General features: G+C 71.5%; 15 protein-coding genes. 6 read left to right on the forward strand and 9 right to left on the reverse strand.

What is annotated here, in order from left to right:
- Window positions 1-38 precede the first annotated feature (38 nt).
- The 5 genes from ACVDFE_RS30630 to ACVDFE_RS30650 all read right to left on the reverse strand — a co-directional run bounded on the left by ACVDFE_RS30630 (window position 39) and on the right by ACVDFE_RS30650 (window position 4,737).
- Complete coding sequence (locus tag ACVDFE_RS30630; protein ID WP_458432889.1) at window positions 39-959, reverse strand: hypothetical protein; 921 nt, start codon at window positions 957-959, stop codon at window positions 39-41.
- A gap of 17 nt (window positions 960-976) precedes the next feature.
- Window positions 977-2,272, reverse strand: a complete 1,296-nt coding sequence (locus tag ACVDFE_RS30635; protein ID WP_458432890.1) for a GAF domain-containing protein — start codon at window positions 2,270-2,272, stop codon at window positions 977-979.
- Between the two features lie 111 nt (window positions 2,273-2,383).
- On the reverse strand, window positions 2,384-3,625 hold the full coding sequence (locus ACVDFE_RS30640; RefSeq protein ID WP_458432892.1) for a PP2C family protein-serine/threonine phosphatase: 1,242 nt from the start codon (window positions 3,623-3,625) through the stop codon (window positions 2,384-2,386).
- The gene (locus tag ACVDFE_RS30645) at window positions 3,622-4,131 is read right to left on the reverse strand and encodes an ATP-binding protein (RefSeq protein WP_458432894.1); all 510 of its coding nucleotides are present in this window, start codon (window positions 4,129-4,131) and stop codon (window positions 3,622-3,624) included. Before ACVDFE_RS30645 ends, ACVDFE_RS30640 begins: the two co-directional genes overlap by 4 nt.
- A gap of 111 nt (window positions 4,132-4,242) precedes the next feature.
- Window positions 4,243-4,737, reverse strand: coding sequence for a MarR family winged helix-turn-helix transcriptional regulator (locus ACVDFE_RS30650; RefSeq protein WP_458432896.1), 495 nt, complete (start codon window positions 4,735-4,737; stop codon window positions 4,243-4,245).
- Window positions 4,738-4,844: 107 nt separating this feature from the next.
- On the opposite strand from ACVDFE_RS30650, the gene ACVDFE_RS30655 reads away from it, so the two are divergent.
- From ACVDFE_RS30655 to ACVDFE_RS30675, 5 genes are all read left to right on the forward strand, one after another.
- Window positions 4,845-6,011 (forward strand): PP2C family protein-serine/threonine phosphatase, encoded by a 1,167-nt coding sequence (locus ACVDFE_RS30655; RefSeq protein WP_360400458.1) that lies wholly within the window; start codon window positions 4,845-4,847, stop codon window positions 6,009-6,011.
- Window positions 6,012-6,109: 98 nt separating this feature from the next.
- The gene (locus ACVDFE_RS30660) at window positions 6,110-6,544 is read left to right on the forward strand and encodes an ATP-binding protein (RefSeq protein ID WP_458432897.1); all 435 of its coding nucleotides are present in this window, start codon (window positions 6,110-6,112) and stop codon (window positions 6,542-6,544) included.
- A 46-nt stretch (window positions 6,545-6,590) separates the two neighbouring features.
- Window positions 6,591-6,977, forward strand: a complete 387-nt coding sequence (locus tag ACVDFE_RS30665) for a MerR family transcriptional regulator (RefSeq protein WP_458432899.1) — start codon at window positions 6,591-6,593, stop codon at window positions 6,975-6,977.
- A complete protein-coding gene (gene trxA / locus ACVDFE_RS30670; protein ID WP_360400467.1) occupies window positions 6,968-7,276 on the forward strand; it encodes a thioredoxin in 309 nt (102 codons plus the stop codon). The genes ACVDFE_RS30665 and trxA overlap by 10 nt, the downstream gene beginning before the upstream one ends.
- Window positions 7,277-7,294: 18 nt before the next feature.
- Complete coding sequence (locus ACVDFE_RS30675; protein WP_458432900.1) at window positions 7,295-8,875, forward strand: Na+/H+ antiporter; 1,581 nt, start codon at window positions 7,295-7,297, stop codon at window positions 8,873-8,875.
- A 37-nt stretch (window positions 8,876-8,912) separates the two neighbouring features.
- On the opposite strand, the gene ACVDFE_RS30680 is transcribed toward ACVDFE_RS30675, so the two are convergent.
- On the reverse strand, window positions 8,913-10,205 hold the full coding sequence (locus ACVDFE_RS30680) for a hypothetical protein (RefSeq protein WP_458432902.1): 1,293 nt from the start codon (window positions 10,203-10,205) through the stop codon (window positions 8,913-8,915).
- Between the two features lie 227 nt (window positions 10,206-10,432).
- Between ACVDFE_RS30680 and ACVDFE_RS30685 the strand changes: the two genes are divergently transcribed.
- On the forward strand, window positions 10,433-11,335 hold the full coding sequence (locus tag ACVDFE_RS30685; protein WP_458432903.1) for a DUF1996 domain-containing protein: 903 nt from the start codon (window positions 10,433-10,435) through the stop codon (window positions 11,333-11,335).
- Window positions 11,336-11,457: 122 nt separating this feature from the next.
- Here the strand turns inward: ACVDFE_RS30685 and ACVDFE_RS30690 are convergent, their stop codons facing one another.
- From ACVDFE_RS30690 to ACVDFE_RS30700, 3 genes are all read right to left on the reverse strand, one after another.
- Window positions 11,458-13,650 (reverse strand): discoidin domain-containing protein, encoded by a 2,193-nt coding sequence (locus tag ACVDFE_RS30690; protein ID WP_458432904.1) that lies wholly within the window; start codon window positions 13,648-13,650, stop codon window positions 11,458-11,460.
- A 102-nt stretch (window positions 13,651-13,752) separates the two neighbouring features.
- A complete protein-coding gene (locus ACVDFE_RS30695; RefSeq protein WP_360400482.1) occupies window positions 13,753-14,766 on the reverse strand; it encodes a LacI family DNA-binding transcriptional regulator in 1,014 nt (337 codons plus the stop codon).
- Window positions 14,767-14,806: 40 nt separating this feature from the next.
- A complete protein-coding gene (locus ACVDFE_RS30700; protein WP_458432906.1) occupies window positions 14,807-17,899 on the reverse strand; it encodes a PA14 domain-containing protein in 3,093 nt (1,030 codons plus the stop codon).
- Window positions 17,900-17,926: the final 27 nt, after the last annotated feature.

Here is a 17,926-nt window from a genome sequence, read left to right on the forward strand (position 1 = left end):
TTGCCACCTCAGAGCCAACTTGAACCAACCGTTCCAAGTTAGTCCTGTCGGCGGGCCCGCGCAACCGCCGTCCAGAGTCGTCCACGAACCCCGGCGCGCGACCGGTCCCGGCAGAGCATCGAACCATGATTCCTCAGCTCTGGACCTCGGCCTACGGTCGCCGAGGCAACGCCCTGACCAGGTTCGCCGCGCGGCTCGCGGTGCGCACGACCGAGTTGCTGCGCGCTCTGGCCCGCCACGACCGCAACACGTTCATGTCGCTGTAGGAGGCCGGTCAGCGTCCGAGGGGCTTGCGGAAGCTCGGTCGCCTTCGCGGGCCCGTACATCGCGACCAGCGTCTGGTCGAGCAACTGCTCCGGGGTCAGGTTCCGCTGCTTCGCCACCTCGGCCAGCCCGGTGTCGGCCAGGTCCAGCAACGGGCGCAGGTCGATCTTCCAAGCCCCGTCCTCGCGCGCGAACTCGAACCGGTACGGCGCCTGCTGCCCGCGGGCGATCACCTCGGTCGACGCCTTGTCGCCGTCGACCTCGACCTCGCCGACGGCGAGGTTGGACACGCCCTGCTCCCCGACCAGCCCCCGGTCGACCGCCGCCTTCACCACGTCCTTCGACGACGCGGTGCGCAGGACCGCGAGGTCCAGCGCGCCCCGCATCACGTAGACCGCGAGGCGCACGCTGAGCAGCGAGGTGGCAAGCTGCTGCTCGGTGGCGGTGAGCGCCAGCGTCCGGTAGTTCTCGTAGACGTCGAAGATCGGGCCGGCCAGCACCGACACCGCCGCGGCGCCGTCCTTGGCGAGCACGGCCTTCTGGTAGGTCTCGAAGGCGGCGCGGACCGCCGCCGACTCGTCGGCGGAGGGCCGGGTGCTGGTCGAGCCGGACGCCGCGGTGGGGGCAGTGGCCGGTGCTGGGGTGCCGCAGGCGGCCACGAGCAGGCACAGCGCGGCCAGCAGGAAACGCTTCACCCGAAGAGCCTAGTCGGTCAGCGGTGCACGTAGGCCGCCAGCCCGCCGAGCTCCTCGCTCGCGATGAACACCGACCGCACGTTGATCAGCGCCTCCTCGACGTGCGCGGCGCAGCCCCAGGCCGCGTCGCCCCACGAGTCGGCGACCTTGATCTCGGCCGGCGCGCCGCACCCGGCGGTGCCGCCGAGCTGGCACTGCTCCGGGCGCGGCGTGCGGGCCTGGTTCTCGGCGGCGGCGCGCATCCTGGCGTTCAGCTCTGCGGCGGCAGCGGCTCGCCGTTCGGCGTCGGCACGCAGCTCGCGTTCCGCCTCGACGGCCTTCGCCAGGTCCTCCAGTGCCGCTTCCGCGCGGGCCTCTGCGGCGCGTTTGGCCTGGTCGTCGTGGTGGCGTTCGATGGCGAGGGCCGCGGTGCCGGTGAAGACCTGGATGAGGGCGAGGTCGGTGTCCTGCGGCACCCTGGGCGTGCGGTGGTACAGGGCGAAGGTGCCCAGCAGGCCGCCGTCGCGGGCCAGGATCGGCGTCGACCAGCAGGCCCCCAGCCCGGCGCGCTCGGCCAGGTGGCGGAAGTCGTCCCAGAACGGGTCGGTGGCGATGTCGGCGACCACGACCGGTTCCCGCCGGTGGGCCGCGGTGCCGCAGGAACCGACGCCCTCACCGGTGGCGATGCCGTCGATGGCCTCGTTGTAGAAGCCGGGCAGGCTGGGCGCGGCACCGTGCCGCAGGTGCAGGCCGTCGGGATCGGCCAGCAGGACGGACACGAACAGCTCCTGCGGCACCAGCTCCTCGATGGAGCGGGCCATCCCGTCGAGCACCTCGGTCAGCGGCGCCTGCCGGGCGATCTGCTCCAGCAGGGCGCGGTGCTCGGCCATCAACCGCTGGGCGTGCTTGACCTGCGTGGTCTCCACCCCGATGACCCGCACGCCGACCACCTCGCCGGACCGGTCGCGGCGCGCCTCGCAGGTGACGTCGAAGAACGCCTCCCGCGCGTCCGGGCCGTCACCCAGCACGACCCGCACGTCACGACCGGTGCGCGCCTCGCCGGTGCGGTGGACCTCGTCCAGCAGGGCGCGCAGCCCCTGCTCGGCCGGCTCGGGCAGCACGTCCGCCAGCGGCTGCCCCGGATGGGCCCTGCCCTGGCCGATGGACGCCGTGAACGCGGGGTTCGCCGTCCCCAGCACGTGCTCCGGTCCCGAGAACGACGCGAAGATCGCCGTCGACTGCCCGAACAACGCGCGCAGGTCTTCCTCCGCGCCACCGCCACCTGCCGCCACCCGCGACACCTCGACCTGGTCCCGACCGTCCAAAGCGCTCACGCCCGCATTCCCACCCTCATGCGTCGCAGGCACGCTGCTGGACCTCGGACGCTGTTCCACTGTTACCGCACTCCTGTGAGCGGTGCGATCGTACGCACCGCCGGTGTCCCCTCAGGTCATCGCACCTCGGAACCGGACACCGAGGAGCACGGTGTCGTCGGTGTACAGGACGATGTCGTGCATGTCCGCCACGATCGTGGACAACGCCAGGTCGAGCGGCTGGTCCGCGTACGCCTTGGCGGCAGAGGAGAGCCGGAGCTCGCCCTCGTCCACGTCGCCGCGGCTCTCGACCAGCCCGTCGGTGTAGAGCAGCAGCAGGTCCCCCGGCGCCAGCACCGTGGTGTTGATGCCGGTGCTGCCGGGCACGGGGAACCCGACACCACGGCCCTTCGCGGGCAGGTAGGCCGTGTCGCCGGTGCCGGGCACCAGCAACGCGGGCGGGTGGCCGCCGCCGGCCAGGCGCAGCGCGCCCGTGCGCGGGTCGAGCCGGGCGACCAGCAGGGTGGCCATCAGACCCTCGTTGATCTCGGCGGCCCGCCGGACCAGGTCTTCGAGCGGGTAGCCGTCGAGGGTCAGGGTGCGGATGGTGTGGGTGACGTTGAGGGCGTTGCGGGTACAGGTGACGCCGTGGCCGACGGCGTCGACGACGGTGATCTGCAGGGTGCCGTCGGCGAGCACGAACCAGTCGTAGAGGTCGCCGCCGGTGGGGGCGTCGCGGTCGGCCGGCCGGTAGTGCACCCCGAGCTCGACGCCGGGCACGACCGGGGGCGGTGGGCGCAGGGCGTCCTCCAGCTCGCGGAAGATCACCGCGTGGGCCCTGCGCAGCTGTTCGTCCCGCTCCTCCAGCTCCACGTACATCGCCACGACGCCGCTGTTGGTCTCCGCCAGCTCGTGCTTGAGCTGCAGGTGCTCGCGCTCCAGCGAGTCGGTGTGGGCCAGGAGGGCGCACAGTTCGAGGTCGGTCGCGGCCTGGTCGTCCGTCGGGTCCGCCCGCCTGGCGACCTGCGGGTCCACCTGTGCGGGCAGGTGCCACACGGCGGCGGGCGCGTCGACCGGTTCGGGGAGCAGGGGCAGGTTCAGCGGCCGGGTGCGGTCGAGCGGCTCGACCAGCGGCAGGGTCACGACCAGGGTGGCCGTGCCGCCCGGCTCGGCCCTGAGCTGCCCGTCGACGGCGGCGCGGTCGGCGGGGTCGGCGGCCAGGTGGTGCTCGCGCGCCAGGATCGTCGCGCTCTGCACCAGGCGGGCGCGCAGCTCGATGGACACGCCGTGCTCGTCGCACAGCGAGCGGAGCCGCGCGCGCAACGCGAGGACGCCGTCGGTCGTGGCGGAGGTGACGGGCTGTTCTGCGGTCACGACGCCCATCCCACCACGGTCACGGTGGTGCCCTCGCCCACGGCGGTGTCGAGGGTGAACTCGTCGACGAGCAGGCGGATGCCACCGAGCCCGTGGCCGAGTCCCGCGGACGTGCTGAAGCCGTCGGCCAGCGCCGCCGTGACGTCGCTGATGCCGGGCCCGTGGTCGCGGACCTGCAACCGGAGCCCGCGCCGGCCGTCGAGCCCGACGAGCCGGGTGATGGTCATCGCCCCACCACCGCCGTGGACGTAGGCGTTGCGCACGAGCTCACTCGCTGCCGTCACGACCTTCGTCTGACTGACGAGGTCGAACCCCGCCGCGAGGGCCGCGGCACGCACGGCGTGCCGGGCGGCGAGCAGGTCCGACTCAGAACGGATGGGGTGGACGGTCTCGCCGGTCGGCGCAGACCGGTCCCCGGCTGGGAGGTCGACGTGCACCTCACCTGGCCGCACGGGGCCGGTTCCGGTGCGGTCGCGCAACCTCGCCAGTCGCCACTGCAGCCCCAACCGCCGGATGTTCCCGTCACTAAACTATTGTCGCACGACAAAAGTTAGCAGAAGACGCCGACACGTGGGCGCGGTTGTGGCACGGGAGCACCGATGGGGGGACGACGGTGGTCAGGCGGTCTGCGTTCCCGGCTGGTCGTCGCCGTCGTCGACGCCTTGGACGGACGTGGCCGCGTCCCGCAGCTGCCGCAACCCGCTGACGAGCGTGGACCGGGCGGACGGCGGCAGCGTGTCCACGACGTCGCGCAGGTGCTCACGCCGCCGTTCACGCAGGTCGTGCAGGTACGCGCGGCCGCGGTCGCTCAGCGAGAGCTCGACCTCGCGGCGGCTGGTGGCGCTCAGGCCGCGTTCCAGGAAACCGACCGCCTCCAGCCGGTCGCACAGGCGGCTGACCGAAGACGGTGCGGCGTCCAGCGCCTCGCCGAGCGCGCGCAGGTTGGCGCCCTCGGACTTCTCGAGCACGAACATCACGCGCAGCTGGGACACCGACAGCGGAGCGGGCGACACGTCCTTGCTCCGTTCCCACATCACCTCGATCTGCTCGACCACCTGGGTGAGAACCCGGAGCACGTCGTCGACGGAGGCGTGTGGCCGAATCCGGTTCACGTCCCCCACTGTCGCATCCTTAGTGTTCCCGTGTCATGTCCGGCCGCGCCCGCGACACGGGATCGACACCCGGCGCAGAAGGCAGGCACCCCGTGACCGCACAAGCGGTGAACAGATACCTCGTCGTCGAGCAGGCCCTCCGGGCCGCGGCACCGCACGAGCTGCTCGACGTCACGCGCACCCAGCTGAGACAGCTGTACCAGGCCGAGGCGGTGCAGCTGCTGCTGGCCGACTACGCGCTGCTCATGCTGCAACCGGTCGCGGAGCTGCCGTACACGAGCAGCCCGATCCCGGTGAACGGCAGCACGCCCGGTCAGGCGTTCGGCGCCCAGCAGCCGTTCGTCGAGCACCGCGAGGGCACCGCCGTGACCACCTACCTGCCGGTCACCGTCCGCGGCGACCGGCTCGGCGTGCTCGCGGTCGACCTGGCGGACGTGCCCGGCCAGGACGACGTGGCGGAGCTGGGCCGGATCGCGCAGACGCTGGGCCACGAGATCGTGGTCGCCGAACGCGACACCGACCTGTACCTGCAGGCGCGGCGGGCGACGCGGCTGACCCTCGCCGCGGAGATGCAGTGGCAGCTGCTGCCGGGCCGGTCCTGCCGCCGGTCCGAGTACGACCTCGGCGGCCAGCTGGAACCCGCCTACGCCATCTACGGCGACAACTTCGACTGGTCGACCAACGCCGAGCACCTCACGCTGACGGTCACCAACGGCATGGGCGAGGGCATCGACGCCGCCCTGCTGACCAACCTCGCGGTCAACGCCCTGCGCAACGCCCGCCGCGCCGGCGTCCCCCTCGCCGACCAGGCGGCGCTGGCCGACCAGGCGATCTACGGCCAGCACGGCGGCCGGGTGCACGTCTCGGTCCTGCTGCTGCAGTTCGAGCTGAAGACCGGCAGGGTCGAGGTGATCGACGCGGGCTCGCCCAGCATGTGGCGCCTGCGCGGCAACACCGCCGAGCGCGTCACGTTCGAGGACCAGCTGCCGCTGGGCATGTTCGAGGACACCCAGTTCTCCCCGCAGGAGTTCCACGTCCGCCCCGGCGACCGGCTGATCTTCGCCAGCGACGGCGTCTACGACGTGGCCTCCCCCGCCGGCGAGCGCTACGGCGAACGCGCGCTGGCCCGCGCGATCAACCTGACCCGCCTGCTGCCCGCCGCGCAGGTCCCCAGGGAGGTCCTCCAGCAGCTCGCCGGGCACCGCAGCGGCCTGACCGTCGACGACGACGCGATGGTGCTGTGCCTGGACTGGCACGGCGCCGACCGTTCCTGACCGAAGGGCCCGCGCCGACGAGGACCTTGGCCTCCTGCCGAGATCGCGAACGGGCCCTAGCGTGATCAGGAGACCTGTCACCGGCACGAGGACCGAACTTGAGCGACGCCACGCCGGACGTCACCGCACCCGGTGGTCAGTGGGCCACCATGCGGCTGATCCACCCCGCCCCCAGCCTCGCGCAGGTGCGCTGGTGGGTGCGCCGCGCCCTCGCCGACGAGACGACCTTCAGCTCCGAGGCCGTCGTGCAGGTCGTCAACTCGCTGGTGAGCAACGCCTACCGGCACACCTCCGCGCCGCGCGCCACCACCCTGATCCGCCACCGCACCAGCCCGTACGTCCGCATCGAGGTGGAGGACGGTGAGCGCACGGCTGCCCTGGTGCCGACCGCCCCCGTCCGGTTCCACCTCGGGCTGCGGCTGGTCGCGGGGCTGAGCACCGCCTGGGGCGTGCGGGCCCGGCACAACGGCAAGGTCGTCTGGGCCGACGTGACCAGGACCGGACCGGTGCGCATCCCGGTGCAGCGCGGCTGACGCGGCCTTGCCTTGACGTGGGCGTCAAGGTTTAGCGTCTGCGGTCATGAGGATCGGCGAACTGGCCAGGCGAGCCGGCACCACGACGCGGGCGCTGCGGTTCTACGAGTCGCAGGGTCTCCTGGAGGCGCACCGCAGCGCCAACGGCTACCGCGAGTACGACGAGCACGACCTCCGGCTGGTCGCGGAGATCCAGTCGCTGCAGTCGATCGGGCTGTCGCTGGAGGACACCCGCCCGTTCGTGGCGTGCCTGCGCGCCGGGCACTCCTCCGGCGACTCGTGCCCGGACTCGCGGGAGGTCTACCGGCGCAAGCTCGCCGAGCTGGACGCGTGCCTGGAGCGGCTGGGCGCGGTGCGCGCGTTCCTCGTGGACAAGATCGAGGCCTTCGACCCGTGCCGGGTGGACGAACCCAGGGAGTTCAAGTGCAGCTGACCGACGCCACGTTCGGCGAGAGCGTGCGGACCGGGACCGTGCTGGTCGAGTTCTGGGCGCAGTGGTGCGGGCCGTGCCACATGCTGTCGCCGGTGCTCGACGAGATCGACCGGGAACGCGACGACCTGACCGTTCTGCGCATCAACGCCGACGAGAACACGGCGACCGCCCGCGACTACCAGGTGATGTCGCTGCCGACGATGCTGCTGTTCCGCGACGGGGTGCCGATCCGGTCGATCGTGGGAGCGCGACCCAAGTCGCGGCTGCTCGCGGAGCTGGATGCCGCCCTGACCGCTTGAGCGTCCTAGATTGGGCACATGCTCGGTCTGGAACTCGTGGTGGTGCTGGGCGTGTGCGTGCTCGTGAGCAGCGTCGCGGCCGGGCGGTTGCGCGTCGCCGCACCGGCCCTGCTGGTCGTGTGCGGCGCGGTGCTCGGGTTCGTGCCGGCCCTGGAGTCGGTGACCCTGCCGCCGGAGGCGATGCTGCTGATCTTCCTCCCGGCCCTGCTGTACTGGGAGAGCCTCACCACCTCGTTGCGCGAGGTCAGGTCGAACCTGCGGGTCATCGTGCTCACCAGCACCGTGCTGGTGATCGCGACGGCCGCGGCGATCGCGTGGGTGGGGCACGCGCTGGGGCTGCCCTGGGGACCCGCGTGGGTGCTCGGCGCGGCGCTGGCCCCGACCGACGCGACGGCGGTGGCGGCGATCGCACGTGGGCTGCCGCGGCGCACCACCACGATCATCAAGGCCGAGTCGCTGATCAACGACGGCACCGCGCTCGTCATCTACGGCATCGCGGTCGCCGTCACCGTCGGCGAGGCGCAGTACAGCGCAGGGCTGGTCGGGTGGCGGTTCCTGCTGTCCTACGCCGGTGGCGCGGCGGCGGGTCTGCTGTGCGCGTGGCTGGTGGTGCTGGTCCGGCGGCGGCTCGACAACCCGGTGCAGGAGAGCGTGGTCAGCGTGCTGACGCCGTTCGCGGCGTTCCTGGCGGCCGAGGTCGTGCACGGCTCCGGCGTGATCGCCGTGGTGGTCGCGGGGCTGACGCTGAGCCAGATCGGGCCGCGGCTGGTGCGAGCCGACGCGCGGCAGCAGTCCGAGGCGTTCTGGCGGTTGTCGACGTTCCTGTTGAACGGGTCGTTGTTCGTCCTGATCGGACTGCAGGCCCACGGTGCCGTGCGCGCGTTGGACGGCCCGGAGGTGTTGGCGGCGTTCGGCACCATCGGTCTGGTGGCGCTCACGGTCGTGGGCTCGCGGGTGGTGTGGAGCTACACCACGCCGTACATCATCCGTGCGCTCGACCGGCGCCCTCAGCAACGCGCGCGACGCGTCGGCGCACGGCAGCGCATGGTCACCACGGCAGCCGGTTTCCGCGGTGCCGTGTCGCTGGCGGCGGCGCTCGCGGTGCCGGAGACGACCGCGTCCGGCGCGCCCTTCCCGTTCCGCGGGGAGATCATCCTCATCACGTCCGGTGTCGTGGTGCTGACGCTGGTCGTGCAGTCGCTGCTGCTGCCCGTGATCGTGCGGGCGTCGCACCTGCCCGAGGACACCGCGCTGGACGAGGAGCTCCGGCTCGCGCAGTCCACGGCGTCCGAGGAGGCCTACGAGGCGTTGCCCCGGCTCGCGGACGAGGTCGGCGTCAGCGACGTCGTCTACAAGCGGGTGCTCGCCGAGTACGACCACCACCTGGAGGTGATCCGCTCTACCGCGAGCGGTGACGAGGAGGCCACCCGGGCCGAGGCCGAGTACGCGGCGCTGCGGCTGGAGCTGATCGCGCACAAGCGGGCCACCGTGGTGCGGCTGCGCGACGAACGGGCGATCGACGACATCGTGCTGCGCACGGTGCAGGCGCGACTGGACGTCGAGGAAGTCCGGTTGTCCCGCCGCGAGGTCGAGGACTGACCAAAAACCCCCTGCTCTTCCGGCATCTGCAAGGGGGTTAGTTGAACAGGGTGCGGGACAAAGTGCGCACGGACGCCATGAGTGAGCGGTCCGGTGGGGACGGGGGTGGTGGCGGCAGCATCGCCAGCGCCTCCTCGTCGGTGGCGGAACGGGCGGCGAGCGCGGCCGTGCGCAGGACCTCGCGGTCAACGCCGGGACCGCCCCTGACCTCGAACTCACGGCCGCCCTCGGTGCGCACGTAGGTCTGGCCATCGGCGAAGCGCTCGTAGCGCAACGCCGGCGACTCGGTCTCGCACACCTGCGCGCCGAAGGTGCACTCGCCGAAGCCCGCGCCCAGCCGGGGTCCGACCGAGACGTACCGGGCGCCGGGCAGCAGTGAGCGGTCATCGGGGGTGAAGTGGGTGCCCTGCGGCGAAGCGGACCCGGCCGAGTAACCGGGCACCACGGCGGTCGCCACGCCGTCGGTAACCCGTGCGGTGAGCACCGCCTCGCGCAGCACGGCCCGGTCGAACGACGGCGGCGCGGTCAGCAGCAGGCGCGTGGTGCCGACGCGGTGGGCGTAGCCGATGCGGACCGGCGTGCCGTCCAGGAAGAACAGGCCGGGGCGCTCGACCTCGCAGCGGTCCGTGAACGGGTAACGGGAGTCGTGCGGCTCGAACCGGCAGTCCGGGCCGTCCGGCAGCGCGTGCAGGGAGACGTCGGGCGACGGCGCGTTCGGGTCGAGGTCGTCGGGCACGAGGTGCCACACCCCCTGGGCCGGCACCAGGTGGTAGCCGGGCACCGCGGTCACCATCATCGACGTGCGCGGCACCTGGCTCGCGGCCAGGCGTTGCTCCACATCGGACGGCAACGCGCCCGCGAGCGCGCGCAGCATCAGCAAAGCCACCGCGACGAGCACCGCGAACGAGGTGAGCGCCAGGTACCAGCGGCGCAGCAACACCCCCGCCACCAGCGCGAACAGCAGGGCCGTGGCGGGCCACCACAGCCACGGGGACTCGCTGAGGCCCAGGCGTGCCTCGTCGGACACGCTCCAGGCGAGCAGCCACGCACCGGTTCCGGCGCCGCCGACGAGCAGCGCCCAGCACACCCGCCCACCGACGTCCCCGGTGAGCCACGACTCCCCCGGCGCCACGGACGCCGCGGCGGTCAGCGCGGCGACGAGCACCACGACCAGGACCACGCCGACGACGACCGCCACCACCGGGCCACCGAACAGCGACACGACCACGGGCCCGATCCCGCACGAGACGACCAGCGCACCGGCCACCCCCGCCAGACTCACCTGGGCCAACGCCGGGCCCACTCCGTGCCGTTCCCCCATGTGCACCACGCGGTCACCCTGTCAGCTCCCCGGCGCGACGGGAACCGCAGAACTACTCAACCGGTGGAACCTGAGGCCGCGTGCGGGGAGAGCGCTCTCACAGCCTTCCTGTCGCACGGTACGACCAGACGTCCGCACTGTCAAAGAACCGGTCTTGACACCTCGCTGACCGGAGCGGGAACCTGAGTGGGAGAGCGCTCTCCAAGCCGGTACCCACCATCGGCAGGAGGACACAGTTGTCCAGAAAGCTCAGCGCACTGGCGGCAGCGGCCGCCCTCGTGGCGGCAGTTGTCGTCGTGCAGCAAGCCCAGGCCGACGACCTGGTCACGCACCACGAGTTCCAGGCGAACTGCTCGGTCACGCACCACCTCCCGGACGACCCGATCGTCTTCCCGGGGCTGGCGGGGGCGTCGCACCTCCACACGTTCCTCGGCAACCCGTCCACCAACGCCCGCACCACCACCGACTCGCTGCGGGCCGCCCAGACCAACTGCAGGACGCCCGACGACAGGTCCGCGTACTGGTTCCCGTCGGTCTACAACGGCGACCAGGTGGTGCCGCCGAACTTCCCGCAGGTCATCTACTACAAGTCCGGCATCCTGAGGTACCAGGACGTGGTGCCGTTCCCGCCGGGCATCCGGTTCGTGGTCGGCAGTCCCGGTGCCACCCAGGAGCAGTTCCGCACCGCGCCCGGCGCCGTGGAGGGCTGGGAGTGCGGTGACAGCTCCCACAACTGGGACATCCCGGCGCACTGCCCGCCCGGCACCCAGCTCAACATCCGCTACCAGGCACCGAGCTGCTGGAACGGCCGCGACCTCGACTCGGCCGACCACAGGTCGCACATGGCGTACCCGGACCGCGCGACGCTCGTCTGCCCGTCGTCGCACCCGGTGGCGGTGCCGATGATCGAGTTCAAGATGGCGTTCCCGGTGTCCGGTGACATGTCGCGCGTCCGGCTCTCCAGCGGCCGCGGCTACACCTGGCACTACGACTTCATGAACGCCTGGGACGCGCCCACCCAGGCCGCGCTGGTCCGCCACTGCATCAACGGTGGTCTCCAATGCGACCCGCGTGGATATGACCTGTACAAGCCGCAGAGGGGTGCCGCCCTCGGCCCGGACTACCGGTTGCCGAGGTAGCGTTCTCCCCTTCCCCGCACCCCGGGGCGGCGCGTGCCCTGGGGTGCTCCCCTTCCACCGCGGAGCAGGACGGGCGCCGCGACCGGGGTGGCCGCGGCGCCCGTCAGGTGCTCATCCCGCTGTCAGGGGTAGCTCACGACGTAGCGGACCTGGTTCGCGAGGTCCGCCTGCCCGCCGGTGCCGTTGATGACGTTGGCGATCGTGCCCACACCACCCAGCGACACCGCGACCAGGTGCGTGAACCGCACACCCGTCCGGTTCGGCGCCTCGAACGCGTTGTCCGTGACCACGCCCGGGTTGGCCTGGTTGAAGCAGTACACGCCGACGCCGAACGCCTGGTGCGTGGTCACCGAGTCGGCGACCTTGTAGCCGGCCCAGCCGCGCTTGGAGCCGTTCATCCACGCCGCCTGGTTCGGCGGGTCGTACGGCAGCTCGTTCTGGTAGAGGTACACCCGGCCGCCGTTGCCGTTCCAGATCAGGTTGTGCTGCTGGTAGTGCTCGACGAACAGGCCGTAGGCGATGACGTTGTCGCCGTTGACGACCACACCGTTCTGGCCGGGGTTGGCGGTCCAGCTGACGCCCTCGCCGTGGTCGGCGCGCCAGACCCAGGTGTGGTCGATGATCGTGTTGCGGCTGTTGACCCGCATGCTGACCGTCGCCTTGCCCGCCTGGGAACCGCCGACGCGCAGGTACACGTCGTGCAGCGAGGTCGGGTTCGCCGAGTGGTCCGCGGTGCCGGCGTCACCGATCTCCAGCAGCACCGGGGAGTTCTGCACGCCGGCGTCGACCAGGAAGCCGGCCAGCCGCACACCGTCCACATCGGACGTGGTGAGCGCGGCCCTGCCGGTGGTCGGCGTCAGCGTGGCGAGGCCCAGGCCGAGCACGACGGTGTTCGGGCGGGTGATGCGGATCGTGTCGTCGACCTGGTGCACACCGGGCGTGAGCAGCAGGTGCTTGCCCTGGGCCAGTGCGGCGTTGGTGGTCGCGACCGGGGTGCCGGGCTTGACGATGAAGAAGTCCGCCAGCGACACCGACGTGCCGGGGTTGCCGTTCTCCCAGCTGGTGCCGCGGGAGTTGGTGCGCAGCGCGGGCAGGAAGACCCGGTACTCACCGGAGCCGTCGAGGTACAGGTACGGCTTCTCGCGCGTCACCGGAGAGGTGTCCACGGTCGTGTGCGACGGGTTCGGGAAGTGGTCGGCAGGGGCGCCCTGCGTGCCGGCGAACACCATGTTCCACACCGAGCCGGACCAGCCGCCCGCGAGGTTGCTGTTGCGGGTGAGGAACTGCTGCTGCGAACCGGAGACGACCACGCCGTCGATCTTGCTGTCGACGATCAGGCCACCGCTGGCCCAGCCGTCGTAGCCGTTCCACAGGTGCGCCTGGCCACGCAGGTGCATCCGCCGGTACGCCGTGGCCTGCGACACCGCCCAGCGTTCGATCTGGTTGGCCGGCAGCGTCACCGACAGGTTCTCCGCACCACGCCAGAAGTTCTGCGTCGCGTTGCCGAGGTTGTTCGGGTCGTCGCCCTGCTGCAACCAGTCGGCCTCGACGCGGATGTGGCCGTTGATGTTCACGTCGTCCGGGTTCAGCCCCAGACCCGCGACCTGCGTGTAGAACCGCAGGTTCACATCGGCGTTGTAGCTGCCCGGCTTGAACAACACGGCGTAGCGCTGCGGCCCGAACTGGTTGGTCTTCATCTGCGCGGAGATCGCGTCCAGCCGCGACTGCATCTCCGACTGCGACGACCCCGGCCCGTACACGAACACGTTCGGCCCGAAGTCCGGGTTCCGCGGGTCCGTCGGCGGCACCCCGGTCGAGTCGGTCACCGCGTTGACGCTCAGCTCCCACAACGAGTAGCCGTACCCGGTGCCGCGCTGGGTGCCCAGCACCCGCACGTACCGGCCGGACCCGGTGACGTCCAGTGCCTGCGTGCCGCCGGTACCGGTCGTGGTCGAGTACAGGGTGCTCCAGGAGCTCGCGTTGTTGCTCACCTGCACCTGGAACGCCTTGCCGTACGCCCCCTCCCAGGCCAGGGTCACCCGGCAGACCTGCTGCGTGGAGCCGAGGTCGACCTGCAACCACTGCGGGTCGGAGAACTGCGACGACCACCGCGAACCCGCGTTGCCGTCGACGGCGGCGGACGCCGGGGTGCCACCGTTCTCGGTCGAGGACGCCGTGGCGGTCTTGTTGAGGGCGACGTTGGCGGTGCCGCACGCGGCGGCACCGGCGGAGGTCGAGGTCGTGGCGCTGACGGTGGTCACGAGACACAGGGCGGCGGCGGAGAGCGCGGCCACCCTGGACAGGGGTATGCCCATGATCCTGCCTGACACGAAGGGGCGTTGAGCCCGGGACGGGTGGCGACCGGTCGCCGTGAGAGCGCTCTCCCGAACGTTAACCCCGTGTGTCGGACAGGTCAATCAAGCAGAGGCGCGGACGACGAGTTCCGGTTCGAAGATGACGGATCTCGGGCGTTGTCCCGGTTTTTCCAGGTCGGTGAGCAGCAGCTCGGCCATCGCGGCGGCCATCTGCTCGACCGGCTGCCGCACGGTCGTGAGCTGCGGGCGGCACGCGAGCGCGGGCGTGCTGTCGTCGAAGCCCACGACCGCCACGTCGTCGGGGACGCGCAGCCCGTGCTCCTGGATGACGAACACCGCCGCCTGCGCCATCAGGTCGTTGGCGGCGAAGACGCCGTCGAGGTCGGGGTGCTCGGTGAGCAGCCGGGTCATCGCGGCCCCGCCGCTCTCCGCCGTGAACCCGCCCTCCGCGCTCGGCACGTACGGGAAACCGTGGCGGGCCATGGCATCGCGGAACCCCGCGAGCCGGTCCTGGCTCGCCAGCACGTCGAGCGGGCCGGAGATGGTGACGACGTCCGTGCGCCCGGACGCCACCAGGTGGTCGGCCGCGAGCCGCCCGCCCGCGCGGTGGTCCATGTCGACGTAGCTGACGGGCGTGGGCGCGCCGGGCCGGGCGTAGAGCACCGAGGGCACCCCGGCGGCCAGCAGCCGGGCCGGCAACGGGTCGGCGGGGTGGGTGGTGACGAGCAGCGCGCCGTCGGCACTGCCCTGCCGCAGGAACTCGACCACCTCGGTCCTGGCCGGTTCGGAGTCGGCGAGCATGAGCACCGGGTGCACGCTGTGCGGGCGCAGGAAGTCGACCACGCCCGCCGCGACTCGGCCGAAGAACGGGTCGGTGAACACGTCCGACCCGCCGCCGGCACCGGAGATCACCAGCGCGACCGTGCCGGTCCTGCGGGTCACGAGGGACCGGGCCGCCCGGTTGGGCGAGTACCCGGTCTGCTCGATCGCGCTGCGCACCGTCTCCTGGAGCTGCGGGTCGACGTTGCGGGTGCCGTTGACCACGCGCGACACGGTCGCGCGCGAGACACCCGCAACTCTGGCGACGTCCTCCAACGTGGGTGCGCTCTTGCTCATGCCACCGGTTGTACCACGCAGGGAGAGCGTTCTCCCAACATCAGGACGTGACGCGCACGTCCTTGATCGCACCAGGCCAGAAGTCGACGTTCTGGCCGTTGTACTTGGCTCGTCCCACCGTGAACGCGCCGGTGCTCACGACCGCCGGACCCGCCGCCGCGGTGGCGACCAGCGCGCCGTCCACGTAGAGCCGGATCTCGCCGCCCCTGCGCTCGCCCTTCAGCTCGTACCAGCGGCCGATCTCCGGCGTGGTCTCGAACCGGGCTCGGTTGCCGCCCGGCGTGCTGAACGCGAACGCGCCCTGCCCGTACTGCAGGTAGAAGGGGTTCTCCCGCTCGCGGCCGTCCTGGCTGACGGCGGTGGCGTAGTTGCCGGGCACCTCGTCGAGCCGCACCTTCGCGGACACCGCGTAGTCGCCGGTCGTGTCGACCACCGGGCCGTAGGTGTCCGCCGAGCCGTTGTGGAACTGCAGCGCGCCGTCCTTCCAGGTGGCGCCGGTCGGGCTGAGCGTGAGCGGGTTCTTGCCGGTCGAGTCCTCGGCGACGGCTCCCCTGGTCTCGTCGAGCTTCCACTCGCCGCTGCCCGCGTACGGGTACGGCTTGCCCGCGTTCGCCCCGGCCTCGATGACGCGCCGGTTGATCTCGCGGACGGGACCGGGGTCGACCTTGATGCGCTTGCGGTCGTAGGTCCACAGGCCGTTGAGCTCGCCCTCCAGGTCCGTGACCTGGGTGTAGACCGACGCGGACAGCTCGGCGCGGGCCTGGCCGAGGTAGAACGTGCGGGTGTTGTCGACGTACTTCGCCGTCAGCGCCGCCTTGTCCGCCACACCGCTGTAGATCGCGATCGGCGCGCCCGGCCACTGGTGCCCCGGCGTGCGCAGCGTGAAGCCGCCGTGCTCGCCGTCCACCACGACGCGCTTGCCGTCCGGGCGGGCCGGGTCGGTGTTGTTGTAGTCGTGGTGGTCGAGCACGTCACCCCTGCCGCTGTCGCCCTTGGACGCACAGCAGTTCACGCCGCTGTGGGCGTTGACGATCCGGCTCGGGTCCGCGGCCTTGACCTGGTCGGTGATCTGGCCGGTGACCGTGCGGTCCCACTCGCCCCAACCCTCGTTGAACACGATCCAGGCGTAGATGGACGGGTAGTTGTGCAGCTGCTCCATCAGCTCGCGGCCCTGGCTGACGAAGGCCTGCTGCGCGCCGGGGTCGTTGCCGTCCTCCAGCGACACGAAGTCCTGCCACACCAGCAGTCCGAGCCGGTCCGCGTGGTAGTACCAGCGGGCGGGCTCCGCCTTGATGTGCTTGCGCACCGCGTTGAAGCCGAGGTCCTTCTGCGCCTTCAGGTCGAAGACCAGCGCCTCGTCACTGGGCGCGGTGTTCAGGCCGTCCGGGTAGAAGCCCTGGTCGAGCTGCATGAGGTTGAAGACCGGCTGGCCGTTGAGGGTCAGCTTGGGCGTGCCGCCGACGTTCGCGATGCCGGTCGAGCGCATGCCGAAGTAGCTCTTGACCTTGTCCTTGCCGAGCGTGACGTCGAGCTTGTAGAGGTACGGGTCGTCCGGCGTCCACAGGTGCGCGTTCGGCACGGGCAGCGCCAGGTCCGCGTTCGCCGGCCCGGTGACGGTGCCGACCTGCTTGCCCCTGGCGTCGCGGGCGACGGCCGTGACGGTCCCGGTGCCGGCGGACCGCACGTTGACCGTGAGCGTGCCGGTGGCCAGGTCCGGGGTCGTCTTGATCCCGTCGATGCCCTTGTCCGCGACCGGTTCCAGCCACACGGTCTGCCAGATGCCCGACGACGGCGTGTAGAAGATGCCGCTGGGGTTGGGCGACTGCTTGCCCTTGGGCTGGTGCGGGCCGGTGGTGTCGGTGACGGCGACGACGATCTCCTGCTCACCGCGCTTGAGGGCATCGGTGATGTCCGCGCTGAACGCCGTGTAGCCGCCGGTGTGCTCGGCGACCAGCGTGCCGTTCACCCAGACCTTGGCCTGGTAGTCGACGGCGCCGAAGTTGAGCTTGAGCCGCTGCCCGCTGCCGATCCGCCAGTCGTGCGGCACGGTGAGGGTCCTGCGGTAGAACATGTGGTCCTCGTGCCGTTCGAGGCCGGAGAGCTGCGACTCGACCGGGTACGGCACGATGATCTTCTCCGGCAGCTTCTTGCCGAACCGCGGCTGCTCCCCGGCCTTGGCGCCCGCGAACTCCCACGGCCCGTTGAGGTTGAGCCACCGGTCGCGTTCGAGCTGCGGCCGCGGGTACTCCGGCAAGGGGTTGCGCGCGTCGAAGTTCTCGCCCCACGGCGTCCTGAGCCGCTCGGCCGAGGTGTTCTTCACCGTGCGGGCCGTCTTCTCGACCTTCCGCCCGTCCACGGCGAGCGCACCGGCACCGTCGTAGTAGATCTTCACCCGCTGGCTCTTGAGCACTTCCTCCGCGAGCCTCACGGTCACCCTGCCGCGGCTGGCCGTGACGACCGAGACCGGCATCGGCGTGGCGTCGACCTCGACCCGCAGGTGCTCCCTGAGGTCGGACGTCCCCGTGACGCGCCCGTCGAAGTCCGCGGTGAGCGTCCGCCCGTCCTTCGAGACCTGCGCGCTGCGCGGCACGACCCGGAAGTCCGCGGGCGGCGTGAACGCGGACTCCGGCACGATCTGCTTCGGCGTGGTCGCGCTCGACCAGCGCAGGTACATGTTGGCGCCGCCGACGTCCTGGAACATCTCCAGCCGGAAGTCGTACTGGCGCCCCGCGGTGAGCGCGACCGGCGCGCTGGTCTGCTCGCGGTCCCAGTCCCCCACCCAGTGGTCGATGACCGGCTGCCCGTCCACGAAGAGCCGGAACCCGTTGTCCCCGATGGCGTGGAACGTGTAGTCACCGGTCTGCGGCACCGCGATCTGCCCGGTCCACCGCGCCGTCGTGTGCTCGGTGCGCCCGGCCAGGAACCCGAACGTCGAGGTGAGGTCCGAGTGGTTGACCTCGGCGTCGAGCACCGTGCCGGCGAGGTTCGCGAAGTCCCTGGCCCCCGGCGCCGACATGCTGAAGTACTCGCCCTTCAGCCCGTGCACGGGCTCGGCGGCGCCGGCCGGTGGTGTTCCTGGCATGACGCCCAGTGTGAGCAGCAGGGCGAGGAGTGCGGGGGCGGCTTTCCTCATCGGCGAGATTCCCCTTCGAATTTACAA

Source organism: Lentzea chajnantorensis (genome assembly GCF_054300775.1).